18 protein-coding genes and 1 riboswitch are annotated in these 25,966 nt (G+C 46.7%); of the genes, 12 read left to right on the plus strand and 6 right to left on the minus strand.

Going from position 1 to position 25,966, the window contains the following annotated elements:
- Nucleotides 1-74: 74 nt before the first annotated feature.
- The gene (locus QWZ05_RS14645) at nt 75-494 is read right to left on the minus strand and encodes a PilZ domain-containing protein (protein ID WP_264877787.1); all 420 of its coding nucleotides are present in this window, start codon (nt 492-494) and stop codon (nt 75-77) included.
- A 152-nt stretch (nt 495-646) separates the two neighbouring features.
- Here QWZ05_RS14645 and metH point away from each other — a divergent pair, with 152 nt between their 5' ends.
- Nucleotides 647-4,327, plus strand: a complete 3,681-nt coding sequence (gene metH, locus QWZ05_RS14650) for a methionine synthase (RefSeq protein ID WP_290299100.1) — start codon at nt 647-649, stop codon at nt 4,325-4,327.
- A gap of 61 nt (nt 4,328-4,388) precedes the next feature.
- Here the strand turns inward: metH and lysC are convergent, their stop codons facing one another.
- Nucleotides 4,389-5,750 (minus strand): lysine-sensitive aspartokinase 3, encoded by a 1,362-nt coding sequence (lysC, locus tag QWZ05_RS14655; RefSeq protein WP_264877789.1) that lies wholly within the window; start codon nt 5,748-5,750, stop codon nt 4,389-4,391.
- Nucleotides 5,751-5,837: 87 nt separating this feature from the next.
- Nucleotides 5,838-6,014, minus strand: a riboswitch (Lysine riboswitch).
- A 194-nt stretch (nt 6,015-6,208) separates the two neighbouring features.
- Between lysC and QWZ05_RS14660 the strand changes: the two genes are divergently transcribed.
- On the plus strand, nt 6,209-7,327 hold the full coding sequence (locus QWZ05_RS14660; RefSeq protein WP_264877790.1) for a pyridoxal-phosphate-dependent aminotransferase family protein: 1,119 nt from the start codon (nt 6,209-6,211) through the stop codon (nt 7,325-7,327).
- A 66-nt stretch (nt 7,328-7,393) separates the two neighbouring features.
- On the opposite strand, the gene QWZ05_RS14665 is transcribed toward QWZ05_RS14660, so the two are convergent.
- From QWZ05_RS14665 to QWZ05_RS14680, 4 genes are all read right to left on the minus strand, one after another.
- Entirely contained in the window at nt 7,394-9,193 is a 1,800-nt protein-coding gene (locus QWZ05_RS14665; protein WP_264877791.1) for a PglL family O-oligosaccharyltransferase, read from the minus strand.
- A gap of 71 nt (nt 9,194-9,264) precedes the next feature.
- A complete protein-coding gene (gene uvrA / locus QWZ05_RS14670; RefSeq protein WP_264877792.1) occupies nt 9,265-12,087 on the minus strand; it encodes an excinuclease ABC subunit UvrA in 2,823 nt (940 codons plus the stop codon).
- Between the two features lie 135 nt (nt 12,088-12,222).
- Nucleotides 12,223-13,095, minus strand: a complete 873-nt coding sequence (galU, locus tag QWZ05_RS14675; protein WP_264877793.1) for a UTP--glucose-1-phosphate uridylyltransferase GalU — start codon at nt 13,093-13,095, stop codon at nt 12,223-12,225.
- A gap of 122 nt (nt 13,096-13,217) precedes the next feature.
- On the minus strand, nt 13,218-13,865 hold the full coding sequence (locus QWZ05_RS14680) for a response regulator transcription factor (protein WP_290299102.1): 648 nt from the start codon (nt 13,863-13,865) through the stop codon (nt 13,218-13,220).
- A 278-nt stretch (nt 13,866-14,143) separates the two neighbouring features.
- Here QWZ05_RS14680 and QWZ05_RS14685 point away from each other — a divergent pair, with 278 nt between their 5' ends.
- The 10 genes from QWZ05_RS14685 to QWZ05_RS14730 all read left to right on the plus strand — a co-directional run bounded on the left by QWZ05_RS14685 (nt 14,144) and on the right by QWZ05_RS14730 (nt 25,966).
- On the plus strand, nt 14,144-14,683 hold the full coding sequence (locus QWZ05_RS14685; protein ID WP_264877795.1) for a single-stranded DNA-binding protein: 540 nt from the start codon (nt 14,144-14,146) through the stop codon (nt 14,681-14,683).
- 283 nt (nt 14,684-14,966) lie between these two features.
- Nucleotides 14,967-16,988, plus strand: a complete 2,022-nt coding sequence (gene csrD, locus QWZ05_RS14690; RefSeq protein WP_290299105.1) for an RNase E specificity factor CsrD — start codon at nt 14,967-14,969, stop codon at nt 16,986-16,988.
- Nucleotides 16,989-16,996: 8 nt separating this feature from the next.
- Nucleotides 16,997-18,454 carry a PilN domain-containing protein gene (locus tag QWZ05_RS14695; protein WP_290299107.1) on the plus strand — a complete coding sequence of 486 codons (1,458 nt, stop codon included), beginning with the start codon at nt 16,997-16,999 and terminating at the stop codon, nt 18,452-18,454.
- The gene (locus QWZ05_RS14700) at nt 18,454-19,095 is read left to right on the plus strand and encodes a type II secretion system protein M (RefSeq protein ID WP_264877798.1); all 642 of its coding nucleotides are present in this window, start codon (nt 18,454-18,456) and stop codon (nt 19,093-19,095) included. Before QWZ05_RS14695 ends, QWZ05_RS14700 begins: the two co-directional genes overlap by 1 nt.
- Nucleotides 19,088-19,414, plus strand: coding sequence for an MSHA biogenesis protein MshK (locus QWZ05_RS14705; RefSeq protein WP_290299109.1), 327 nt, complete (start codon nt 19,088-19,090; stop codon nt 19,412-19,414). The genes QWZ05_RS14700 and QWZ05_RS14705 overlap by 8 nt, the downstream gene beginning before the upstream one ends.
- A 15-nt stretch (nt 19,415-19,429) precedes the next feature.
- Complete coding sequence (mshL, locus tag QWZ05_RS14710) at nt 19,430-21,061, plus strand: pilus (MSHA type) biogenesis protein MshL (RefSeq protein ID WP_290299111.1); 1,632 nt, start codon at nt 19,430-19,432, stop codon at nt 21,059-21,061.
- A gap of 16 nt (nt 21,062-21,077) precedes the next feature.
- Entirely contained in the window at nt 21,078-21,923 is an 846-nt protein-coding gene (locus tag QWZ05_RS14715; protein WP_290299113.1) for an ExeA family protein, read from the plus strand.
- A complete protein-coding gene (locus tag QWZ05_RS14720) occupies nt 21,920-23,020 on the plus strand; it encodes an MSHA biogenesis protein MshN (RefSeq protein ID WP_290299115.1) in 1,101 nt (366 codons plus the stop codon). The genes QWZ05_RS14715 and QWZ05_RS14720 overlap by 4 nt, the downstream gene beginning before the upstream one ends.
- Nucleotides 23,010-24,740, plus strand: coding sequence for a GspE/PulE family protein (locus QWZ05_RS14725; protein WP_290299118.1), 1,731 nt, complete (start codon nt 23,010-23,012; stop codon nt 24,738-24,740). Before QWZ05_RS14720 ends, QWZ05_RS14725 begins: the two co-directional genes overlap by 11 nt.
- A gap of 8 nt (nt 24,741-24,748) precedes the next feature.
- Nucleotides 24,749-25,966, plus strand: a complete 1,218-nt coding sequence (locus tag QWZ05_RS14730; RefSeq protein ID WP_290299120.1) for a type II secretion system F family protein — start codon at nt 24,749-24,751, stop codon at nt 25,964-25,966.

The raw sequence follows: 25,966 nt of genomic DNA on the forward strand, positions 1-25,966 counted from the left end.
TTACGTTTATCGTCATATAAAGGGAGACTCAACGATAAATTGAGCCTCACCTCGAAACATAATTGGTGAGCGGACTATTTTTCTGGCTCTACAGTTGTCACTTGAAGGCGACTTTCTAGGTTTGTTAATTCTTGTACCTGATTAATCAAATCCATGCGTTTTTCGTCGTTTGTATCGGACCAAGTTATCCCTAGAAATGTGAATAGCTCGCCTTCATCTCTTTGATAAACCACATCTGCACTGAACTCATCGCCATCAGGTATTGAAACAATAATCTTGTCTGGCACTTTAATTCGATTTGATACTAGAACACCAGCCCCACCCATGCTGATGTCTTTTATAACAGCTCTTCCCAACGTCTTATGGCGAAACCAGCCTGGTTGTTTAAGCTGAACTGCTAACCCGCTTGCTTGTGATTTAAATGGCTCTTCAGGCATCCAAAAATACCAGCGGATGTACTTTCTCTTTGCTTCGTTGTCTGACTTCATTTTCATTCATATTGTTCGTAACTAACGCTTTATTTACTAAAAACGACCAACAGATGGAAAAGTAAAGTTTGGTGAGTTTTTGTTTGTCATTTAGACGTCTAGATATCTGCAAATTGTGTGGTAGGATGTAGGAAATGAACAAGGAATGAGGCTGTAAAGTGGGAACGAATTTAAGGCAGCAGATTGAAGCTCAATTGAAGCAGAAAATCTTGTTAATCGATGGTGGCATGGGCACCATGATTCAAGGACATAAGCTGGAAGAAAATGATTATCGAGGTGAGCGTTTTTCTGACTGGCATTGTGACCTTAAGGGAAACAACGACCTGTTGGTTCTTACTCAGCCAGAGCTGATTAAGGATATTCACAAAGAATACCTTGAAGCGGGCGCAGATATACTAGAAACAAACACGTTTAATGCGACCACTATCGCGATGGCTGACTACGATATGCAAAGCCTTAGCGAAGAGATTAACTTTGCCGCTGCCAAGCTAGCTCGTGAAGCTGCAGATGAGTGGACAGCAAAGACACCAGATAAGCCTAGATACGTGGCCGGTGTTTTAGGGCCAACTAACCGTACATGTTCTATTTCTCCAGATGTAAACGATCCCGGCTATCGTAATGTCAGCTTCGATGAGTTGGTTGAGGCTTATTCCGAGTCTACTCATGCCTTGATCAAAGGTGGAAGCGATCTCATTCTTATCGAAACAATCTTTGATACTTTGAATGCCAAGGCTTGTGCTTTTGCCGTTGAAAGTGTTTTTGAGGAGTTGGGTTATTCCCTGCCTGTAATGATTTCTGGCACGATCACCGATGCCTCTGGCCGTACCCTTTCCGGCCAAACTACCGAGGCGTTTTACAACGCGTTACGCCACGTTAGCCCAATCTCTTTTGGTCTAAATTGTGCTTTAGGGCCTGATGAGCTTCGTCCCTACGTAGAAGAGCTATCGCGTATTTCTGATACTTTTGTCTCTGCGCACCCAAATGCTGGCTTACCGAATGCTTTTGGTGAATATGATCTCTCTCCTGAGGAAATGGCATCACATGTACAAGAGTGGGCAGCTAGCGGTTTCTTAAACTTGATTGGTGGTTGTTGCGGTACGACTCCTGAGCATATTCGTCAGATGGCTTCAGTCGTCGAGAATTTGCCTCCTCGAGCACTTCCTGATATTCCCAAAGCCTGCCGCCTCTCCGGTCTTGAGCCGCTTACAATAGAAAAAGATACCCTGTTTATCAATGTTGGTGAGCGAACTAACGTCACCGGATCAGCTCGCTTCAAGCGTTTAATCAAAGAAGAGCTTTATGATGAAGCCTTAGATGTTGCTCGTCAGCAGGTTGAAAACGGTGCTCAGATCATTGATATCAATATGGATGAGGGGATGCTAGATGCAGAAGCATGTATGGTCCGCTTCCTTAATCTGTGTGCGTCAGAACCTGAGATTTCTAAAGTCCCTATCATGGTTGATTCCTCTAAGTGGGAAGTTATTGAAGCGGGCCTAAAGTGTATCCAGGGCAAGGGAATTGTTAACTCTATTTCTTTGAAAGAAGGGAAAGAGAAATTTGTTGAACAGGCCAAATTGATTCGTCGCTATGGGGCTGCCGTCATTGTTATGGCCTTTGATGAAGTCGGCCAAGCAGAAACTCGCGCACGAAAACTCGAAATTTGTACGAATGCGTATCGTATTTTAGTTGATGAGGTTGGCTTTCCACCGGAAGACATCATTTTTGACCCGAATATTTTTGCTGTCGCAACGGGTATTGAAGAGCATAACAACTATGCTGTTGACTTCATTGAGGCGGTAGCAGACATCAAACGTGACCTTCCTTATGCAATGATTTCTGGCGGTGTGTCTAACGTCTCTTTCTCTTTCCGTGGAAATAACTATGTACGAGAAGCGATTCATGCTGTGTTCCTTTACCACTGCTTTAAGAATGGTATGGATATGGGGATCGTGAATGCTGGTCAGCTCGAGATCTACGACAACGTCCCTGAAAAGCTGAGGGATGCGGTAGAAGATGTTGTCCTCAATCGTCGTGATGATGGTACTGAACGCCTTCTTGATATTGCAGCTGAATACGCAGGTAAAGGCGTTGGCAAAGAAGATGATGCATCGGCTCTTGAATGGCGTAGTTGGCCAGTAGAAAAGCGTTTAGAGCACGCTCTCGTAAAAGGTATAACAGAGTTTATCGTTGACGATACTGAAGAAGCTCGAGTCAATGCTAGTAAGCCACTTGAGGTGATTGAAGGCCCCCTAATGGATGGCATGAATGTCGTGGGTGACTTGTTTGGTGAAGGTAAGATGTTCCTTCCTCAGGTTGTTAAGTCAGCACGCGTAATGAAGCAAGCCGTCGCCCACCTTGAGCCTTACATCAACGCAGAAAAACAAGCTGGTTCTACCAACGGTAAAATCCTGCTTGCGACGGTTAAAGGTGATGTTCACGACATTGGTAAGAATATTGTGGGTGTCGTTCTGCAGTGCAATAACTACGAAATTATTGATCTTGGCGTTATGGTACCTTGTGAGAAGATCTTAAAGGTTGCCAAGGAAGAAAATGTCGACATTATTGGCCTATCAGGGCTGATTACCCCATCACTTGATGAGATGGTTCATGTGGCTAAAGAGATGGAGCGCCTAGATTTTGATTTGCCTCTGTTGATTGGCGGAGCAACAACATCGAAAGCTCACACGGCCGTTAAGATTGAACAGAACTACAAAAATTCAGTGGTATACGTAAACAATGCGTCTCGCGCAGTGGGTGTTTGCACATCGCTGTTATCTGATGAGTTGAGGCCTGGTTTTGTTGAAAAGCTCGGTGCCGATTATGAGCGTGTTCGTGATCAGCACAATCGTAAGAAGCCACGCACTAAGCCTGTGACACTTGAGCAAGCGAGAGCGAATAAGGTTGCGCTTGATTGGGCGAACTACACTCCGCCTAACCCTGCAAAGCCGGGTATCCATGTCTTCGATGATGTTGATGTTTCAACACTTCGTCAGTATATCGATTGGACGCCGTTCTTTATGACGTGGTCTTTGGTTGGTAAATATCCAAAGATATTTGAACATGAAGAAGTCGGTGAAGAAGCACAGCGACTGTTTGCGGATGCGAATGAGTGGTTAGATAAGATTGAATCACAGCAGCTACTCAAAGTTCGTGGTATGTGTGGCTTGTTCCCAGCAGCGAGTGTCGACGACGATATTGAAGTGTATACCGATGAGTCACGCACTAAGGTAGCCAAAGTTCTGCATAACTTACGTCAGCAGACAGAGAAGCCTAAAGGGTATAACTACTGTCTATCAGACTATATCGCACCGAAAGAGAGTGGCAAGCAAGACTGGATTGGCGGATTTGCTGTGACTGGAGGCATTGGTGAGCGTGAACTTGCGGATGAGTTTAAAGCGCAAGGTGATGATTATAATGCCATCATGATTCAGGCAGTTGCTGATCGACTTGCTGAAGCTTTTGCTGAGTACCTCCATGAGCGTGTTCGAACGGATATTTGGGGCTACGCACCCGAAGAGCAGTTGACCAACGAAGAGTTAATCCGAGAGAACTATCAAGGTATTCGCCCAGCCCCGGGTTACCCTGCGTGTCCTGAACACACAGAAAAGGGCAGCCTCTGGGAGCTACTCAATGTTGAAGAGGCAATAGAGATGTCTCTGACGTCGAGCTATGCCATGTGGCCAGGTGCATCGGTATCGGGCTGGTACTTCTCACATCCAGACTCACGCTATTTTGCGATCGCTCAGATCCAACAAGATCAGGTAGCAAGTTATGCTGACCGTAAAGGTTGGGATCAACTAGAGGCTGAGAAATGGCTAGGGCCGAACATTAACGGATAGTGAAAGTCATTAATGATAAGCCCCTCACTTGTAGGGGCTTATTTATATCTGGGGTATGGAATTACTGCTCGAACAGCTCTTGATGTAGACGCTGGATCGCTTGTTTAGCGACAGACTCATGCAGTAAGAAGCAAAGGTTATGTTGGCTTGCTCCGTAACAGATCATACGTAGATTAAAGTCTTCAAGTGTACCGAATACCTGTTTCGCCGATCCCTTTGAAGAGCTCATGTTATTACCAATCAAGGCCACTACACTTAGGTTATGCTCAACCTCAACATGGCAGAGCTCTTCAAGCTCTTCTCTTGCAGCTTGAGGAAGTTGAGGGGCACCACCACAGGTATCAGTTTGATCAAGAGTCAGTGACACACTGATCTCAGAGGTAGTGATAAGATCGACTGAAATCTTGTGTTTTGCCAAGATCTCAAACACTTTGGCTAGGAAGCCATACGCGTGGAACATTTTTGCACTGCGTAATGTCACCATAGTTTGGTTGTTGCGAAGAGCAAGAGCACGATAAAGCGGAGAAGTCTCTGCATGGTGGCGAATCCAAGTACCACCTTTCTCTGGTTCACGAGAAGATCCAACAAAAACAGGAATATCGTGACGTAATGCTGGCACGAGTGTAGAAGGGTGTAGGATCTTTGCACCAAAGTTTGCCATTTCAGAAGCTTCACTAAAGCTGATTTCTGGAATTGGGGCTGCCTTAGGAGCGATTCTAGGATCGGTTGTGTAGATACCCGGCACATCTGTCCAGATTTCTAACCCTGAAGCCTCAACGGCTTCAGCAATGAGTGCAGCACTATAGTCACTACCACCACGGCCTAGGGTTGTGGTATCACCGACCTCATTAGAACCAATAAAGCCCTGAGTCACCACGACATATTCCTGACACAGTGGGATCAGTCGCTCTTTCGCTTGCTGCGCTGTTTGCTCGAGATTAGGCTCTGCACGGCCAAAATTGCTGTCAGTTTTTAGGACGTCTCGAATATCAAAACGAATTGCATTGATCCCGCGCTCACGCATGAGTTGGGCGAGAATGTGAGTTGACATAAGCTCACCGCAAGCGACTAGGTGATCCGTCAGCTTTGTGCTTGATTGAATGGAGGCTGCCTCTGCGAGGCTAGTGACCGTATCAAGGATGGCATAAACTTCATTAGCCGCTTCAGCCGCTTCAGCCGCATTCTCTAGCTTCGCTAGAATTGTTTCATGAATATCGGCTAGCTTTTGAAGAACGGCAGCGCGCTGCTCTTGTTCTTGAACACCGTTAGCCAGTTCAACAAGCAGGTTAGTGACACCTGAACATGCGCTGCTTACAACAAGGCGGGTCGATGGGTGGCTCTCAATGATTGAGGCACAACGGCTCATAGCTTCAAAATTTGCGACACTTGTTCCGCCAAATTTGGCGACATTGAATGTGCTCACGGTTGTTCTCCTGATACTTCAAAAATTAATACATCCAGTGTGTTTGAAGAGGAGGGGAGCGTTCAGAGGCGAGTTGATAAATTCGATTACCTCAGAAGCTCATCATCAGGCAGGGCTGATGACAGTTGAAGGGATTCAGCCCATTCAACCGACAGGAGTTCATCGCAATATGCTCCCATCTCGGCGCTACTCCCCCTGAGTGAATAGTATTGGAATTGCGATTCCACTATGCACCTGCCTGGGCAGCGCTCCTCTTCTGTTATTGTCCAATCATTGAACGGCTTTAGTATAAAAATGTCAATGAATATTTGACCTTGGCAACAGTTTTACCATTTTGTCTCTTGAACAGTGGTAGTACCTCTATAATTAAAAGCCCAATAACGAATATTGCTCGAGTGAAACTGATTTACTGTGTAGCAATACAATGAATAACAACAAATAGATTTATGGAGTGATGAATGTCTATCCAAAGTTTTATCCCCCCAAGACGTATTCTAATGGGCCCCGGTCCTTCAGATATCTCCCCACAGGTACTTCAGGCGATGAGTCGCCCCACCGTGGGTCATCTTGATCCTCTATTTATTCAAATGATGGATGAAGTAAAGGCGTTGCTCAAATACGCTTTCCAAACGGAGAATGAATTTACTATTGCGGTTTCTGCTCCGGGCAGTGCAGGAATGGAAGCCTGCTTTGTTAACCTTATTGAGCCGGGAGATAAGGTTATTGTGTGCCGTAACGGTGTGTTTGGCGAGCGCATGCGCGAAAATGTATTACGCGCTGGGGGCGAAGCTGTTGTTGTGGATGATGAGTGGGGATCGCCTGCTTCACCGGAAAAGGTCGAGCAAGCCTTCTTGAATCATCCTGATGCCAAAATCCTCGCGTTTGTGCATGCAGAAACCTCAACGGGGGCATTGAGCGATGCTCAAACGCTCGGTACGTTGGCTAAGCGTCATAGTGCATTGACGATTGTTGATACTGTGACTTCTTTGGGTGGTGTGCCGCTGAAGGTGGATGAGTGGCAACTGGATGCGGTCTACTCAGGTAGCCAGAAGTGCTTGTCATGCGTTCCTGGTTTATCTCCAGTGACATTCTCTGCCGCTGCGATTGAGAAGATACAATCGCGTGATACCCCAATTCAAAGTTGGTTTTTAGATCAAAGCTTAGTACTCGGCTATTGGAGTGGTGAAGGTAAACGTAGCTACCACCATACAGCACCAGTGAATAGCCTCTATGCGCTTCACGAATCGTTAGTACTTCTGCAAAACGAAGGTTTAGAGAGTGCCTGGCAGCGTCACCAAGAGATGCACCAGAAACTTAAACAAGGCCTAGAGGCTCTGGGCTTTAAGTTTGTTGTTGAGGAGGCTTATCGCTTACCACAGCTGAATGCCGTGTATATTCCTGAGGGCATCGATGAGGCGAAAATTCGTCAACAACTGCTCAACGAATATAACTTGGAGATTGGCGCTGGCTTAGGCGCGCTTGCTGGTAAAGCGTGGCGTATCGGTTTGATGGGTTATGGAGCGTCACAGCAAAATGTGTCCTTGTGCCTGAAAGCACTGGAAGAAAAGCTCAAGTAGGGCCGACGGTTTAAATGATATCGATAACAACAAAGGCCGCAGAGACTATCTCTGCGGCCTTTGTTGTTATTCAGCGCTGGTTTCTTCACTCATACTCAATGTTGTAGCACTGGCTTGCGAAGTGACATCTTGCGCTTGGCTAGGCCCATCATAGGTTACTGTTGAAAAATCCGTGTTCGGGAACAAGAATTCACCCTCTGTACGAGTTTGCGCTGCTTTGATCTCATCTCCCATGCCAAGGTGCGCCAGTACTAGATTTTTATAGAATGCCGGGCGCGGCTTGTGCTGAATAATTTCTAGTGACCAATCAATGTAGGATTGAATGTAAGCCTTCTCACCAGTCTGAAGACCGATATCTAGGTAGGTACTGTAGATATCCCAGTTATAGCGATCTTGCCATGCCAGTGGGTTCGAGACTCGTTCAAGAATTTCTGGTTCTTTTGGATATGAACGCTCAAATTGGGTGAGAACATGGTTTGAATGCAGTGCGCTAGCCATATACATGATGGTCAGTGTCGGCACAATTAAACTGCTGATCCGTAGCAAGCTCTTTGTTATTGCAGAGAAGTGCAAGGTGCTGCTGCGTATGACTCGCTGATCAAGCCAGTAGAGCAGAATGATGAGTGTTACCCAGTGAATTGCTGAGTGATAAAACGGATATTCTAGCTGTGAATGGAGCAGTATTGGAACAAAGAGGGCAAGAAGCGCCAGTCTGGTTCCCTTCTTCGCTTGAGCAACTCGAGTAAAGGTAAGAACGGCAGTCAGTATAAGACCTAAAAGTGGAATGATTCCCCCTTCCACTCCCCAATATAAGGTTTCGTTGTGGGGGTGATCCATTGCAGGCAAGCCTGGTGGGTAGTTGCCGTTAATTTGATGCTGTCGTGCGGTATAGAGGGTGTAGGTAGACTCAAAGTTGCCGTAACCCCAGCCAGTAAACGGCTTTTCAATCACCATATCCAGCGTTTGTGGAAAGGTATAACGGCGCGGACTTTCAAGATCGGCTTTTTGACCAATAAAATCGGACTTTTGTTGTGATTGAGCTGCACTAAAGCCAAGCGCTACGCCCAAGATGACTAAACCTATCCATGTAAACGCTCGACGCTTGGTTGAGAAGCGTAGCAAATAAGGAATGATAAGCGAGACACCAATGAGTGCGCCGAGCCAGCCTGTTCGAGATGAGAGTACGACGAGTAGCGGCGTAGTCATGACTGGAGTGAGGTAAAGAATCGCCGTATCACCAAGCGAGCTGTATTTGTTGTTCTTACGGGCGAGTAGGTAGCCAGAAATGACAAGACCGGTAGCCAGAAAGCTGGCCATCACATTCGGTTGCTGAAAGATGCCGTAAGGGCGATTCGCTACGGTGTTATAGCCCATGCCATTGCCTGGCTCAAGAAAGAAGTATTGAATGTAACCGATCAGCGCCTCGATTAAGCAGGCAAGCACAATGTATTCGAGGATCCGCTGCTTGTCCTTGTTGCTGAAACGAAATTGCTGCAACACAACGAAGAGTAAAAAACCACCCCAAAGACCTAGCAATCGTGTTGTAGCGCCGTCGACATACGCAGAAGGGTAGGCTATCGGTAAAGTGAGAAGGCCGCAGGCGATCAGTAATCCAACAGTGAATTTGTTGTATCGCAGATAGTGGTTAGTACTGATTTGATAGAAGCCGATGCCTAATGCCAAGCTAATACCTGCCCAAACGGTATTGTTGAATGACAAGGCTAAGCCAGAACCACCTGGGTTTGGCATAAATACGTGCATCAAAAGCAAGAAAACCAATGCCAGACAGGTGATGAATGGTTGGTTTAAAGGTATGACAGGTTTACTTTGTTCCAGTTGTGTTCCACTCACATGAATTGTGGCCATAGTCGTCTAACTCTTTGTCCTTAAAAGAAGAAACCAGCATTACGCTGGTTTCTGTATTCTATCTGGTTTGCCTACTTTAACATAGGTTTCAAGAACCGAGCAGTATGAGAACCTTCGACTTCGCTCACATCTTCAGGTGTCCCTTCAGCAATAATTTGGCCTCCACCTTGCCCTCCTTCAGGGCCGAGGTCGATAATCCAGTCCGCTGTTTTGACAACATCTAAGTTATGCTCGATGACAACCACGGTATTGCCGTGATCGCGCAGGCGGTGAAGTACCGTCAACAGTTGCTGAATATCGTGGAAGTGCAAACCTGTCGTAGGCTCGTCAAGGATATACAGGGTTTTACCTGTATCTCTTTTCGATAACTCTCGAGCGAGTTTAACGCGCTGGGCTTCACCACCTGATAGGGTAGTCGCTGCCTGCCCTAAGCGAATATAGGAGAGGCCGACATCCACAAGTGTTTTTAGCTTTCTTGCAATGACTGGAACCGGTTCGAAAAACACATGAGCGTCTTCTACCGTCATCTCAAGCACTTCATCGATAGTTTTGCCTTTATAGCGAACTTCCAGTGTTTCTCGGTTGTAACGCTTGCCTTTACATACGTCACATGGAACATAGACATCCGGTAAGAAGTGCATTTCTACCTTGATTACGCCATCACCCTGACACGCTTCACAGCGCCCGCCACGCACGTTAAAACTGAATCGTCCCGGTTTATAACCGCGCGAACGTGATTCTTGGGTACCAGCAAAAAGCTCTCGAATCGGTGTAAATATACCTGTGTAGGTCGCTGGGTTTGAGCGAGGTGTGCGACCGATTGGGCTTTGGTCAATATCAATGACCTTATCAAAATGCTCTAGGCCTTTAATCTTCTTGTAAGGTGAAGGCACCTGTGTAGTGGCACCATTGAGTTCGGTATGAGCAATCTTAAAGAAGGTATCGTTAATAAGCGTTGACTTACCAGAGCCAGAAACCCCAGTAATACAGCTAAATAGACCAACAGGTAAGTTGAGGGTGACATCTTTCAGGTTGTTTCCAGACGCACCAGAGAGCGTGACCATTTTCTTGCGATCGACCGGGGTACGCTCTTGCGGAACGATAATCGCTTTATCGCCACTGAGGTACTGACCGGTGAGAGAGTTCGGGTTGGCGATGATCTCATCGACTTTACCCTCTGCGACCACATTACCGCCATGAACCCCTGCTCCTGGACCAATATCAATCACATGATCTGCCATGCGAATGGCGTCTTCATCATGCTCGACAACCAAGACCGTATTACCAAGATCGCGCAGATGATTCAGCGTTTTAAGCAGGCGTTCGTTATCGCGCTGGTGGAGGCCAATGGAAGGCTCATCGAGAACGTACATTACACCTACTAGGCCTGCACCAATTTGGCTAGCGAGACGAATGCGTTGTGCTTCGCCGCCTGATAAGGTTTCAGCACTGCGAGACAAGTTAAGATAGTTGAGACCCACATTGACGAGGAAATGTAGGCGATCGTTGATCTCCTTCATGACTTTGTCGGCAATCTGCGCCCGCTGGCCTTCAAGCTCAAGTGTTTGGAAGAACGCTAGAGCATCAGCAATACTCAGCTCGACGATTTCTGGCAAGGTGGTTTCGTTGATGAACACGTTGCGCGCTTCAATTCGTAGGCGGGTTCCATCACAACTTGAGCAAGACTTGGTGGAGATGTACTTAGCTAAATCTTCACGTACGGAATTTGATTCAGTGTCGCGATAGCGTCGCTCTAGTGTATTTAAGATCCCCTCAAAAGGATGGCGTTTCACACGAATGTCGCCACGATCATTAACGTAGTGAAACTCAATCTCAGTACGTCCAGATCCTTTTAAGATCACTTCTTTGATCGGTTTGGATAACGACTTAAAAGGGACATTTAAGTCGAAGTCATAATGATTCGCCAGTGACGTTAGCATCTGGAAATAGTAATAGTTCTTTTGATCCCAGCCGCGAATAGCACCTTCAGCCAGACTTAAAGCGTCATCGACGATCACTCGGTCTGGGTCAAAGTACTGCTGAACACCAAGGCCATCACAGGTCCCACAGGCACCTGCCGGGTTATTGAATGAGAATAGGCGAGGCTCAAGTTCTTGCATGCTATAGCCACAATACGGACAAGCGTAGTTGGCAGAGAATATGATCTCTTCACCTGCGCCATCCATTGGTGCGACAACGGCAATACCACCGGATAGCTCTATCGTTGTTTCAAATGACTCTGCGAGCCTTTGTTGCAGATCATCACGCACTTTGAAGCGATCAACCACGACTTCAATGGTGTGCTTTTTATGAAGCTCAAGTGGCGGAGGATCAGAGAGATCACAGATCTCGCCATCAATACGAGCACGAATAAAACCTTGGGCTGCTAAGTTTTCCAGTGTTTTTACGTGCTCACCTTTACGCTCTTTGATGATCGGCGCGAGAAGCATCATTTTGCTTCCTTCCGGCATTTCAATGACTTTATCCACCATTTGACTGATGGTTTGCGCAGCGAGTGGCACTTTATGGGTTGGGCAGCGAGGCTCACCGACACGAGCATAAAGCAGACGTAGATAGTCGTACACTTCGGTGATCGTACCCACCGTTGAACGAGGGTTGTGTGATGTCGACTTCTGCTCTATCGAGATAGCAGGAGAAAGGCCTTCAATATGGTCAACATCAGGCTTTTCCATCAAGGATAAAAACTGACGAGCATAAGCAGAAAGTGATTCTACATAGCGTCTTTGACCTTCGGCATAGAGGGTGTCGAACGCTAAGGAGGATTTACCTGAACCCGATAGGCCTGTAATGACAATCAGCTTGTCGCGGGGAATGGTCAGGTGAATATCTTTTAGATTGTGGGTTCTCGCCCCACGAACTTCTATGTTGTCCATATTGACTACGCTGTAAACTCCGAGTTGATTAAGTATTACATAGTGTGCGCTGTGTTCAAAGAAATACTGTTTATAAAAACAGTAAGGCCACTCATTTGAGTGGCCTTAGATTAGAGTTTAGAGCGTTTTTTACATTTACTCTGATTTTTGTGTCGCGTGCTTGCCGAGTTCAGCCGCTTTTTCGTCTTTTAGGTACAAGTTCTCGAAGCAGTAGTTGGTTGCTTCGATGTAGCCTTCAACGCTACCGCAGTCAAAACGCTGGCCTTTAAATTTATACGCAAGAACACAGCCCGCTTTTGCTTGTTTTAGCAGAGCGTCAGTGATCTGGATTTCACCGCCTTTACCTGGCTCAGTGTTTTCAATCAGCTCAAAGATATCTGGGGTAAGGATATAACGACCGATGATAGCTAGGTTACTTGGCGCAGTGCCTTTCTCTGGCTTCTCAACCATGTCGTCTACGCGGAAGATATCGTCTTTGATCATCTCACCAGAAATCACACCGTATTTATGGGTTTCATCTTCTGGTACTTCTTGAACGGCAACGATTGAGCAGCGGAACTGTTTAAACAGTGCCACCATTTGTGCCAAAACGCCTTCTTGCTCATTTACACAAAGGTCATCTGCAAGAACAACAGCAAATGGTTCGTCACCAACTAACTCACGGCCAGTTAGGATTGCGTGGCCTAAGCCTTTCATTTCGCGCTGACGAATGTAAGTAAAGTTGGCACTGTCGATGATTTCACGTATATCGACCAACAGCTCTTCTTTATTCGTGCCGCTGATCTGGTGCTCTAGCTCATAGTTTTTATCGAAGTGATCCATGATGGAGTGCTTACCACGACCTGTGACGATGCACATGCCATTCATACCTGCTTGAATCGCTTCTTCTACGCCGTACTCGATCAGTGGTTTGTTCACCACTGGCATCATCTCTTTCGGCATAGATTTGGTTGCTGGTAAAAAGCGCGTACCGTAGCCTGCCGCTGGAAACAGACATTTCTTAATCATGTCAAAAAATCCTATGTGTTTTAGTTATGTCCTGCCGCTAGATTATCACTGTGTAAATGACTTAAGCATGAATCCTGACGGAAATTGTCTCGGGGAAGACTGAAATAAGTCTCAGCATCTAATCATGACAACAGATAGTGATCCGCCCATGCTATCGCTTGTGATCGATTTTTAACAGAGAGTTTGCGAAAAATTTGCTGCAAATGGGACTTAATGGTGAATTCAGTTACGCAAAGTAAGTCAGCTATTTCTTTATTGGTGGCGTCAGCCAAGTGACGAAGCACTTGCAGCTCACTCGCGGTAAGATCAACAACAATCGGCGGCTTCTTAGGCTTGAGGTTTTTTCGGTAATAATAGAGAAGCTGGCTTGTCACTTTTCGTGGCAGCCAGTTTTGTCCATTGATAATTTCGGTTAGACCTTGGGTAATATTCTCTGTTGGCTCATGCCTGTAAAACAGGCCTTTCAAATTGCCATAGCGTAGAAGCTCATCGGTGCTTAATCGATCGGTAACATTGATCAGAACCGTATCAAAATTGTCAATGTCGACAGAGAGTAGGGCAAGCTCCTTGAGAAAAAGTGAGCGCGAGCGATAATCGACGATGACTATCTTATTGCGGTGTTTTGGTTTTTCTTCAGTTAATCCTGCTGGTGTTGTTTTATAAATGGTCTTACGAAGCTGGCTTTCAATGCGGTTGATGTGCAGGTGGTTCTCTTTTATGTCCTCACATAGAAAGTACAGTGTGCGAGCATAATCTCCCCTCGTTCGCATACGATCTCCTTAGTTATTGTTAGTTTGCATCATAAGAGCATAAATAAATGCCACTCGTTGCGTATCGAATGAAAAGTGCGTTGAGGGTATAAAAATAATCCTGAGTCACTGAAAGGTAAGATGAGAGTTATTGATATGACTCGCGAAATCATGTTGATGTAGGGGCTACAAAAGTCGCGTTTACGCTGATAATAGAATTTGCAAACTAGGCGATGAGTAATCAAGCATGCTATCCTATCGCCTGTCTTTTGAAATGAAATATGAATACGGAGCAAATCATGGCTAGCCGTGGAGTAAACAAAGTTATCCTAGTAGGTAACCTAGGTAACGATCCGGAAATTCGCTACATGCCTAACGGCGGTGCAGTAGCAAACATCACGATTGCGACTTCTGAAAGTTGGCGTGATAAAGCCACTGGTGAACAGCGTGAAAAAACAGAGTGGCACCGTGTGTCACTATTCGGCAAGTTAGCTGAAGTGGCAGGTGAATACCTACGTAAGGGTTCACAAGTTTACATTGAAGGTCAACTACAGACTCGTAAGTGGCAAGACCAGAATGGTCAAGATCGCTACACAACAGAAGTTGTTGTTCAAGGCTTCAACGGTGTCATGCAGATGCTTGGTGGTCGTGCTCAGCAAGGTGGCGGCATGCCTGCAGGTGGTAACCAAGGTCAACCTCAACAATCTTGGGGTCAACCTCAGCAACCAGCAGCTCAAGCGCCACGTCAACAGGCGGCTCCGCAGCAACAAAATGCACCTCAGCAGCAGCCTCAGTACAATGAGCCACCAATGGACTTCGATGACGACATTCCGTTCTGACGAATGGTATTTCGCTAAAACCGAATAGTGTTGTTATTAATAATAACCTCAGTAATTTTACTGAGGTTATTTTTTTCGCAAAGAGGCAAAAGCGTACTTAACTATTATTTATAATTCTAACTTTAATTATGTCGATAGATGCCGGTTATTAAATGCGTCGAAAAAGCGCTGATAATCAAGGGTACTTCTACTTTTTTAACTTAATTCACGTCAAAATCTCGACTCTCGGATAGGGTCTCTTTTATACTGCGAGACTTATAACGCTAAGGAAGCATTGCAACGGATGGCAAGGTATACACCGACCCTTAAATTAAGCACTCGGCTGGTGGCATTTGTTACTATGATAGTAATCAGTGCGACCTTTATTCTATTTGTCGGTGGTGCACTCTCTTTCAAGCGTATCGGGCAAGAATATATTCATCAATCTCTGGCGGGCATTGCAGAGGTTGTGGATAAAGAGATGGAAGACCCCGATGCGGCATACTCCATGCAGCGTTGGATCCCTAAAATGCTGCAAGCCAGCAATATTGTGGAGATGAAACTCTCTTCGCAGGCTGGGGTGGTTTATCGCTACAAAAACACGTCCTCTAGAGCAGATAAAGATCTGTTGATGAATAAAGAGTTCGAGTTGGAGCGCAACCCGGGCTACAGCATCGTTTTTACAATCCTTCCTCCGTATTTAGGTTATAGCTACTCATTAGGCGCCATGTGGTCGATCACCCTTGCATTTGGCTTGATTACCTTTTGTTTGGTTCGTGGCGTTGGATGGTTAAAACAGCAACTCTATGGTTCAGAATTGCTCGAAGAGCGTGGACGAATGATTCTGGCTGGCCGAGTAGAGCAGTACTCTCGCGGACATGATTTAGAGTGGCCATATACTGCTAGTGAGGCATTAGACAAGCTGATTGCTGAGCTTCAAGACGCTCGGCAAGAGCGAAGTCGTTTCGACACCTTTATTCGTAGCCAAACCTTTTTAGACAGTGTGACCGGGAATGCTAACCGTATCCTCTTTGATAGTAAGTTGGATTCAACGTTAAACGAGAGTGGCTCGAGAGGCGGCGTGCTCATGCTGCGAATCGATGATTGGGATGCACTCAAAGAATCGAATGACAAGGAAACCGTTGATAACTTTGTTGTGCAGGTGGCAGAGAGCCTTTCAAATATTGTGCAGCGTTATCCTGATGCCATGTTATCTCGTTATTATTCGAGTGATTTTGCTCTATTGATTCCGCATCAAAATAGTAAAGAGATCACGCTCATTGCCAACAACTGTATTAAACAGCTTGAAAAGCTGACACCACTTACTCCACTGGATGCTGACGATTGGTGCCACATTGGCGTGACGCATTACCAAGAAGGTGAGCACCCAAGTCGCATATTAGGTGAAGTGGAAACCGCACTTAAAAGCGCGCAACTGCAAAGAGCCAGTGGCTGGAGTAATTTTGAGAAGCAAGCTCCAGAAAGTTTGGAGCGAGGAAGTGTACGTTGGAGAACCTTGTTTGATGATGTGCTTCAACCCGAAAAATTAGTCATTTATACACAGCCTTGCTATTTGCTTGGCAAGGAAAATCAGAAATCTCTGATTCACAATGAGGTCTTTATTCGTCTTAATGACCCCGAAAAAGGTGAGCTCAAAGCATCACGCTTTGGTTTAGCGATTGAATCTGTGGGTTATGAGTCGCGTTTTGATAGAGCGATGCTGACGAGAGTACTCCGTGAGTTAGCGCTAGGTCGATTACAAGGGCATGTTTCCCTCAATATGTATGTCCAGCCATTTGCAGACAAAGCGCATTTACGATGGTTTAGAGATGAATTATTGCAGCAAACGAGCAGTGTGAGACAAAGGCTCTCTTTTGAGTTTTCTGAAGGCGCCTTGGTGGAACATCTAGATTATATGCGCCCGGTTATCAGGATGCTGACAGGGTTAGGTTGCCAAGCTATCGTAGGACAAGCGGGTAGAACCATTGTGAGCACTTACTACCTGAAAGACTTGAATGTTTCTTATTTGAAACTCCATCGCAGTTTAATTAAGAGAATCGATCAGCGTCATGAGAACCAGTTATTTATCCGTAGTATGCTAGGGGCATGCGAAAGCAAGGATGCAACGGTTGTCGGTGTCGGTGTTGAAACAAAAGCAGAGGTAAAAGCTTTGCAAGAATTAGGGGTGTCCGGAGTTCAAGGTCGCCTATATCAAAGTGAAACACCGCTTCTCATTGCGACAAAAAATACTAATAAAAAAATAGATTATGACAATTCAGTACAAGCGATAAAGCCGGGTCGTCGTAATCGTTGGAAGAAAAAGTAAAAACGGACATGATAAATTCGCTAATTCAAAGGTTGAATAAAAAAGGCGGCAATGACGCGAGCTCAATAGTGATTGTTCAGCCCGCGGCTATTTACCTTTTAAGCTCAACAAAAAAAGAAGCTCAAGCAGAGGCGACCGAACCTGCGGTAAAAGTGATCGAGCTTGAACCGTCCGGCTGGGAGTCAACACTGCTGTCGGCACTAAAGAAAAACGCTATTGTTGGCCGCGTTGATGTTGTTTTGCATTCAGGGCTGTATCACTCTTATCAAATCGATACACCTAAGCTTCCTAAAGAAGAGTGGCCAGTTGCACTCCCTTTCTTGCTCAAAGAATTGATCACTGAGCGTGTAACAGAAGTCGTGGCTGATGCATTTGAGCTGCCTACTGGCAATAAAGCCCAAGCGTATGTTGTGCGTAAGCCTCTGGTGATGCAGCTTATTGAGGGTTTTAAATCGATAGGTTGTGAGCTTGGTCGACTCACTACCGAAGAAGAAGTTTGGGGAGAGTCTGCGGGCGAACAAATAAACTTCCTGCTCCTGCAGCGTAGCAAGGGCGGTCAGTTCCGCATCAGTGCGTACCAAGAACATCAAGTTGTTTTCCAACGTATTTTGCGTGGCGTTGTTGCACCTGTAACTGGTGTGGCCAGCGCCACTTTGCAATTGGATGGTCTTGCACTAGAGCTGCAGCGCTCTATCGACTATCTCAGCTCTCAAGTCAAAGGTGTTTCTTTCCATCAACTGCACGTGTGTTGTGATGAGGAGGAGCAGCAAGAGCTGATTGAGGCACTAAACGAACGTTTGAGTGTAAAGAGCCTGCCACTAGTTGAACCGCCAACAGAGTCCGGCTTAATCTTGGCAACCACAGCCGCTCATCTCAAGCGCTTACAAATCAACTTATTCCCATCACATCTAAAGCCTAAAAAAGCGTTTTTCACACTGACTAATGTGGTTGCAGGCTGGGGCGTAGCAGCAGTAATTTTAGTCGGGGTTTACGGTATCTACAGCTGGCAACTTGAGAAGCTGAATAAAGAGTTGGCTTCTGTTAATCAAGAGCGTTCTCAGCTGACTGCGCAGCGAGCAGAGCTTAATAAGCAGTTAGAGCAGCATCGACCGGATGCTGAGAAAGTCGCCGCAGTGGATCGACTGAAAAAAGAAGTCGCTGCCATGAAAGGCGCGCTGCAAGTGATCAATGAATACGATGAATCCCAGCAGATGGGCTATTCGGGTGTGATGCGCTCGCTATCAGAGTTGGGGCGCAATGACATTTCGCTATCTAGCATTTATATCGACCAGACAAACCTTGACCTAAAAGGTCTGGCAAGAACAGCGTCATCGGTGCCGAATTGGGTCAATCAGTTTAAGCAAGAAGTCAGCTTGGTCGGACGTAGCTTTGAGCAATTGAATATCGGTCGTAATGACGATGGCATTGTGACCTTTGAATTGAATACCAAGAAAGGGCAGCAGTAATGAAGCAGTATTGGCAGTCCTTAAGTGACAAGTTTGATGCAATGAGTACTCGAGAGAAGTGGCTGATCACGCTTTGTGGTTTCGTTGCTGTAGTGATGTTGATGGTCACACTGGTTATCGAGCCTGTGCTAGGCAAGGTTTCGGTTGCTCAAAGGCAGTTAGCAAGCACTCAATCCTCGAATCAAGTTTTGCAGGGCGAGTTATTGCAACTCACAGCAAGATTAAGACAAGATCCAAACAAAGAGATCGATATTGAGTACAAACGCTTACTCAAAGACTCACAAAAGTTGTCACAGCAACTTTCAGGCGTTGTAGACCAGTTGGTGACGCCAAGTCAGATGTCGCTCTTACTTGAAAGTGTATTGCAGCAATCACAAAAACTTAACCTTGTTTCTCTGAGCTCAATGGGGGCAGAGAGGCTCAATTCAGGTCAGGGGGATTCGAGCTATTACGTTCATCCAGTCCGAATAGAGCTGACGGGTGGGTACTTCGATGTATTAACTTACCTTGAAGCGTTAGAGACGCTTCCAGTGAAGTACTACTGGCGCAAATTTCATTACCAGGTTGAGACCTATCCTCAAGCTCGATTAATCATGGAAGTGTACACCTTAGGTGCGCGTAAGGAGTTTATCGGTGGTTAAACAACTTCTTTTGATAGCCTTATCAGTGGTGAGTGTGAGTAGTTTTGCTGCGCAAGACCCAACCGCGCCTTTGGGCTGGAGCGCACCAAAGAAAACAACCACGCCAGCCAAACGAAGCTATCGGGTACCTAAGCTCAACAGCATTATTTGTCAGCCAGAGAAGGCTAACTGTAGCGCGATTTTAAACAGTCGAGTGGTGTCGGCTGGAGATACCGTTAACGGCTATCGCGTTAATCAGATAACAGATCAAGATGTGACGCTCTCACGAGCAGGTAAGCAATGGAAATTGCAGATGTTCACACTAGAAATAAAAGAATAAGGTATTGGTAAAGTTATGCGTAAACTCACTTTAGCCATTGCAGTGGCATCGCTAGTTGGTTGTTCTATGGGGCACAGAGACCCTGTAGAAGCAAAGGGCGCTTTGAATGAAGCGATTAACGAAGCCAATAGCCGCAGCTTGGCTCAGCTACCGAGCTCGGTTGAAGCGGACTTGATGCCAGACTTGGATGGTTCTGGCATACAGAGTTATGAGACGGTGAAGCGCTATCGCATCAAGGCCGATGAGGTTGATGCTCGAGCATTCTTTACTAGCTTGGTCGAGGGCACGGAATATAGCGCCGCGATTCACCCAGGTGTGCGTGGCACGGTAACGGTGAACCTGACGGATGTGACACTCGATGAAGTGTTATCAGTGGTGCGCGACCTATATGGTTATGAAGTGACGCGTAAGGGTAAGGTGATTCAGGTCTTCCCGGCAGACTTACGTACGGTTACTATTCCAGTTGATTATCTGCAGTTAAGCCGCAATGGACGTTCACTAACGTCGATTACCACAGGCACAATTACCAATACAGACGACAGCTCTAACAACAGTAGCTCATCGAACTTCTCTTCTTCGAGCAGCTCGTCTAGTTCGAATTCAAGCTCGTCAAACAGTACTACATCGCGTGGCGGTACTGAGATTGAAACCATCAGTGAGAGTGACTTCTGGCCACAGTTGCAAGTCGCGGTGAATCACCTTATTGGCTCAGGTGATGGACGCAGTGTTGTAGTAACACCACAAGCAGGCGTGATTACCGTGCGTGCTTACCCTGATGAACTGCGTGAAGTGCGCGAGTTCTTGGGTGTCTCTCAAGAGCGTATGCAGCGTCAAGTGATCCTTGAAGCAAAAATCCTCGAAGTCACACTCAGCGACGGCTATCAGCAAGGCATTAATTGGTCGAACTTATCGTTTGATGACGGCGCGGTTGTGATTGATCGCCTTGGTAGCAGCGTGCTTCCGGGTATGGACACTATTGGTAGCTTACTCGGCGGACAAACTAACGTGACGATTTCCGATGGCAGCTTTGAAGCCGTATTGAGCTTTATGGGCACTCAAGGTGACTTGAACGTGCTATCAAGTCCACGCGTCACAGCAACGAATAACCAAAAAGCGGTGATTAAAGTCGGTACCGATGAGTACTACGTAACTGATTTCTCAAGTGTTGTCGGCTCAGGTGATAACTCTGAAGCGTCACCTGACTTTGAATTAACGCCTTTCTTCTCGGGTATCGCACTGGATGTCACACCACAGATTGATGATGGCGGTAATGTTCTGCTTCATGTCCACCCTTCTGTTATCGAAGTCGAAGAGCAGGTGAAAGAGATTGGTTTTGGTGATCAATCGGTGGTTTTACCTCTAGCGAGAAGCTCAATTCGTGAGTCAGATTCTGTGATCCGTGCGCGTGATGGTGATGTCGTGGTGATTGGTGGCTTGATGAAGTCGAGCACGTCGGAAGCGGTGTCTAAAGTCCCATTCTTGGGTGATGTGCCTGCTCTGGGCCACTTGTTCCGCAATACCACCGAGTACACGGAAAAAACCGAATTGGTGATCTTGCTAAAGCCAACCATTGTTGGAGTCAACACGTGGCAGAAAGAGCTTGAGCGCTCGAGAGATCTGCTTCAAGAGTGGTTCCCAGAACAGTAGGTTGCTGACTGAAAAGATGTACCTTGAACATTTTGGTCTATCTCAATACCCATTTCATCTAACCCCTGATACGGATCTGTTTCTCGGGTTAGAGTCGCATTATGAGGCGATTCAAACCGTGCTTTCGGCGCTACAAATGGGGGAGGGCGTCATTAAGGTTGTGGGTGAGGTAGGCTCGGGTAAAACCATGGTGTGCCGGATGCTGATCAATCATCTGTCAGAAGTGGCGCAACTGGTGTACTTACCTAACCCTGCTTTAACCGGTGACGAAGTTCGTATCGCAGTGGCCACAGAGCTCGGGTTAGATTCAACCACGCCGCTATCGATAGTCGAAGAGATTCAGGCTCGCTTGATTGAACTCTCGAAACAGGGGCTTCGCACGGTGGTACTGGTGGATGAAGCTCAAGCGTTATCGGATGAGGCTCTAGAAGTCTTGCGTCTGTTCGGAAATTTAGAAACTGAGCGTAATAAACTGCTGCAAATCGTGCTTTTAGGGCAGCCAGAGTTGGACGAACGTTTAGCACAACACCATTTACGCCAGTTTCGACAGCGCATTACCTTTAGTGCTCAGTTAAGGCCACTCACCTTGGATGAAGGCGTAGCCTATATTGACTCGAGAATAAAAGCGACCACAGAGCAGGGTGAGATATTCACTTTGCCGTTGAAAAAAGCCATTTGGCGAGCGGGAAAGGGCAACCCACGTTTGATCAATCAGATTGCCCATAAGGCGCTCATATTGGCGTTCAGTCGCCAAGCAACCCTGATTAACAATGAACATGTGTTTGCTGCTATTCACGATACGCTGGATAGCTGCAAACCAAAATTTAAAACCCCCACATTATGGGGGTGGAGTAACTCATGAGTGTTATTAATAACGCGTTATCTGAGCTAGCTAAGAAGAATAGCGAAACAGCAACGTCGATAGAGAAAGCGCATATTCCTTCGGTTAAGCGCCGCTCTGTGCTGCCTTGGGTTGTCGGTACATTTGCCCTAACTTTAGCCGTGGGTGGCTGGGCTGTCTCTCAGCAGGCCAAGCAGCAAAGCTATGTCACCAGTGAGCCAGTAACAGGTCATTCACTATCAATAAATGGGCAACCCCAGAGCTATCAAGAGGGGATAGTCTCTCCAACTCAACGCGCAGCAACGGCTTCCTCGCCAATTTATTCAGCTCAAGTTAAGACAACCCCAGAGCCACAGGTGAAAAAAGTCACAAAGCCTCAAGCATCGATTACGAAAGCCGCGACTATGCCTGTAGAGCAGAAAGCGACAGCCTCACAATCGACACCTGAGCCAATATTGGTGGCCAAAGTCGACGTGCCAGCCAAAGCACCAAAACAAAATGTGATGATTGAGCAGGTAGAGCTAACCAAAGAGCAGCTAGCCAATAATGCTGTGCAGCGCGCAAAGAAAGCGATTGATGCGAATAACATTCAAGATGCGCTGTCTGCTTATAACGAAGCGCTGCGTCACACGCCTTATGACGAAAAAGTTCGTCAGCAATATGCCGCACTTTTTTATGGCAAAGGTGATGCGAGAAAGGCTTTTGAGATCCTTCAGTCGGGAATAAAACTGAACCCAGATGGTGAAACGCTGCGTATCGCTTTGTCAAAAATGCTAATCAAAGAGAAGCAGCATGAAGCGGCACTGACACCTCTAGTTCCTTTATCAGATACACCTTCGGTGGAGTACTTGTCGCTACGTGCAGCACTTGCTCAGAAAGCAGAACAAGATGATCTTGCTTTAGACAGTTATCAGCGCTTGGTCAGTTTGGATGAAGGTAATGCTCGCTGGTGGTTAGGGCTTGCCATCCAACAAGAGAGACAACTTGATCTGGACAGCGCCAAGTTAGCTTATCAAAAGTCACTGACGACCATTGGTATCTCTAAGCAGTCTCAAGCGTTCGCTCACGATCGATTGAAGTTAATTCGTACCTTACAGGAGGGCGACAGTGAAAATTAAGCTAAGAAAGCGTCTAGGTGACCTGTTAGTTGAAGAAGGGATCATCACTGAAGCTCAAGTACAACAAGCACTGACCGCGCAAAAGTCGACGGGCAGAAAGCTTGGTGCAGCATTGATCGAGTTAGGTTTTTTGACCGAACAGCAGATGCTTAACTTCTTGTCTCAGCAGCTTAACTTGCCCTTGATTGACTTGAGTCGTGCACAAGTTGACGTTGATGCGGTGCAGCTGCTTCCTGAAGTTCATGCGCGTCGCCTGCGCGCGCTGGTGATTGGTCAAACGGATCACTCACTGCGTGTGGCGATGAGCGATCCTGCGGATCTCTTCGCGCAAGAAGCCCTGTTGAGTCAATTGCCCAATCACAGCATTGATTTTGTGATTGCTCCAGAGAAACAGATCGTTGAAGGGTTTGATCGTTACTACCGCCGCACCAAAGAGATCGCCTCATTTGCCGAGCAGTTGCAAGCAGAGCACCAAACGACCGATGCGTTTGACTTTAGCTTAGCTGATGACGACAGCGAGAGCGATGAAGTCACAGTAGTAAAACTGATCAACTCTCTGTTTGAAGATGCGATTCAGGTCAATGCTTCGGATATTCACATTGAGCCAGATGCCAATTTGCTGCGTATCCGCCAGCGTATTGATGGGGTTTTGCATGAAACGCTGCTCAACGAAGTTAATATTGCCTCTGCCTTAGTGCTGCGTTTGAAGTTGATGGCCAATCTCGATATCTCAGAGAAGCGTTTGCCACAAGATGGCCGCTTTAACATTCGTGCCAAAGGACAATCTGTTGATATTCGTATGTCGACCATGCCAGTGCAATATGGTGAGTCGGTGGTCATGCGTCTGCTCAATCAATCCAGTGGTGTGCGTGCGATGGAAGAGTCGGGTTTACCGCCTGAGCTACTTACGCGATTCCGCCGTCAGTTGAAGCGTCCTCATGGCATGATTCTGGTTACTGGGCCAACGGGCTCCGGTAAAACCACCACACTTTATGGTGCGTTAACTGAGCTGAATAAACCGGGCAAAAAGATCATCACGGCGGAAGATCCTGTGGAATACCGCCTGCCTCGAGTGAACCAGGTTCAGGTCAACCCAAAGATCAATTTAGACTTCTCTACTGTGCTAAGAACCTTCCTTCGTCAGGATCCTGATATCATATTGATCGGTGAGATGCGTGACCAAGAAACGGTTGAAATCGGACTGCGAGCGGCACTAACTGGTCACTTAGTGTTAAGCACACTCCACACCAATGACGCGGTTGATAGTGCCCTGCGTATGATGGATATGGGGGCGCCGGGTTACCTGGTCGCGAGTTCAGTACGTGCAGTATTAGCTCAGCGTCTGGTGCGTAGAGTCTGCCCAGATTGCAAGACAGAGGATGTGGTAGACAGCCATCGAGAGCAGTGGTTAACGCAGCGCTTCCCGAATCAAGTAGGGGCAAGCTTTAGTCACGGCACGGGGTGTCAGAACTGTAACTTGACGGGCTATCGTGGCCGAATCGGTGTGTTTGAACTGCTCGAGTTCGACCAAGATATGATGGATTGTCTGCGCGGCAATGATGCGGTTGGATTTGCACAGCAAGCAAGAAAAGCCAAAGACTATAAGCCACTTCTTGCATCAGCGATGGAGCTGGCACTGCAAGGTGTTGTCAGCCTAGATGAAGTGATGAGTCTAGGGGAAGGTGATACTTCAGGTAATACTGAAGCGATCATGATATAGAGGTCGATATGCCAACCTATCAATATCAAGGACGACATCTTGATGGCAATAAAGCCAACGGAAAGATAGAAGCAGCAACCGAAGAGTTGGCTGCGGAAGCGCTAATGAACAAGGGGATTATTCCTACACAGATATCAGAAGGCAGCTCTAGTGGTCTGAATTTTGATCTGCAACACTTGTTTAAGCCAGCAGTGCCATTAGAAGTCTTAGTTATCTTTTGTCGCCAACTTTACAGCCTGACCAAGGCGGGCGTGCCTTTGCTCCGAGCCATGCGTGGCTTGGCACAGAACTGTTCAAATAAACAACTCAAAGAAGCACTGGAAGAGGTATGTGCTGAACTGACTAATGGTCGCGGTTTGGCGGCCTCAATGCAGTTGCATTCACGCGTATTTAGCCCACTGTTTGTTTCAATGGTCAATGTGGGTGAAAACACGGGTCGCTTAGATGAAGCGCTGCTGCAACTTGCTGGTTACTACGAGCAAGAAGTAGAAACTCGTAAGCGCATAAAAACGGCGATGCGATACCCGTCATTTGTGATTAGCTTTATCGTGATTGCGTTGTTCATCCTGAATATCAAAGTGATTCCGCAATTTACCAGTATGTTCAGCCGTTTTGGTGTCGATTTGCCACTGCCTACCCGCATTATCATCGGTATGTCAGAGTTCTTTGTTGATTACTGGGCGTGGATGTTGGCAGCGATTTTTGGTGGTCTGTTCGCTTTTCAGGCCTGGGTAAGAACCGCTGAAGGGCAAGAGAAGTGGGGCAAGATTCGCCTAAAGATGCCTATTGTTGGCGGAATAGTGAATCGCGCCTTGATGGCACGTTTTTCAAGAACGTTTGCCTTGATGCTTAAGTCGGGTGTGCCACTGAATCAGTCGATAGCCCTGGCTGCGGAAGCGTTGGACAACAAATACTTAGAAGCCCGTCTGTTAGAGATGAAGTCACAAATTGAGTCGGGTAGCACGGTGTCATCCACAGCAGTGACGAGCAACATCTTCACTCCCTTGGTGATTCAGATGATTTCTGTTGGTGAAGAGACGGGTCGAATTGATGAGTTGTTACTTGAGGTGGCGGACTTTTATGAGCGCGAAGTGGACTACGATCTTAAAACGCTCACCGCACGCATTGAGCCGATCTTGCTGGTCATTGTGGCGGGCATGGTATTGATTCTTGCGCTGGGTATTTTCCTACCGATGTGGGGCATGCTGGATGCAATTAAGGGTTAA

The organism is Vibrio agarivorans, assembly GCF_030409635.1.
In the GTDB taxonomy this organism is placed as follows: Bacteria; Pseudomonadota; Gammaproteobacteria; order Enterobacterales; family Vibrionaceae; genus Vibrio; species Vibrio agarivorans.

Bases quoted from the DNA above. Each gene is read 5' to 3' on its own strand.
- QWZ05_RS14645 (WP_264877787.1), bottom strand. From the start codon at position 494: ATGAAAATGAAGTCAGACAACGAAGCAAAGAGAAAGTACATCCGCTGG.
- QWZ05_RS14660 (WP_264877790.1), top strand. From the start codon at position 6,209: ATGTCTATCCAAAGTTTTATCCCCCCAAGACGTATTCTAATGGGCCCC.
- QWZ05_RS14665 (WP_264877791.1), bottom strand. From the start codon at position 9,193: ATGGCCACAATTCATGTGAGTGGAACACAACTGGAACAAAGTAAACCT.
- uvrA (WP_264877792.1), bottom strand. From the start codon at position 12,087: ATGGACAACATAGAAGTTCGTGGGGCGAGAACCCACAATCTAAAAGAT.
- galU (WP_264877793.1), bottom strand. From the start codon at position 13,095: ATGATTAAGAAATGTCTGTTTCCAGCGGCAGGCTACGGTACGCGCTTT.
- QWZ05_RS14680 (WP_290299102.1), bottom strand. From the start codon at position 13,865: ATGCGAACGAGGGGAGATTATGCTCGCACACTGTACTTTCTATGTGAG.
- QWZ05_RS14685 (WP_264877795.1), top strand. From the start codon at position 14,144: ATGGCTAGCCGTGGAGTAAACAAAGTTATCCTAGTAGGTAACCTAGGT.
- csrD (WP_290299105.1), top strand. From the start codon at position 14,967: ATGGCAAGGTATACACCGACCCTTAAATTAAGCACTCGGCTGGTGGCA.
- QWZ05_RS14695 (WP_290299107.1), top strand. From the start codon at position 16,997: ATGATAAATTCGCTAATTCAAAGGTTGAATAAAAAAGGCGGCAATGAC.
- QWZ05_RS14700 (WP_264877798.1), top strand. From the start codon at position 18,454: ATGAAGCAGTATTGGCAGTCCTTAAGTGACAAGTTTGATGCAATGAGT.
- mshL (WP_290299111.1), top strand. From the start codon at position 19,430: ATGCGTAAACTCACTTTAGCCATTGCAGTGGCATCGCTAGTTGGTTGT.
- QWZ05_RS14715 (WP_290299113.1), top strand. From the start codon at position 21,078: ATGTACCTTGAACATTTTGGTCTATCTCAATACCCATTTCATCTAACC.
- QWZ05_RS14720 (WP_290299115.1), top strand. From the start codon at position 21,920: ATGAGTGTTATTAATAACGCGTTATCTGAGCTAGCTAAGAAGAATAGC.
- QWZ05_RS14730 (WP_290299120.1), top strand. From the start codon at position 24,749: ATGCCAACCTATCAATATCAAGGACGACATCTTGATGGCAATAAAGCC.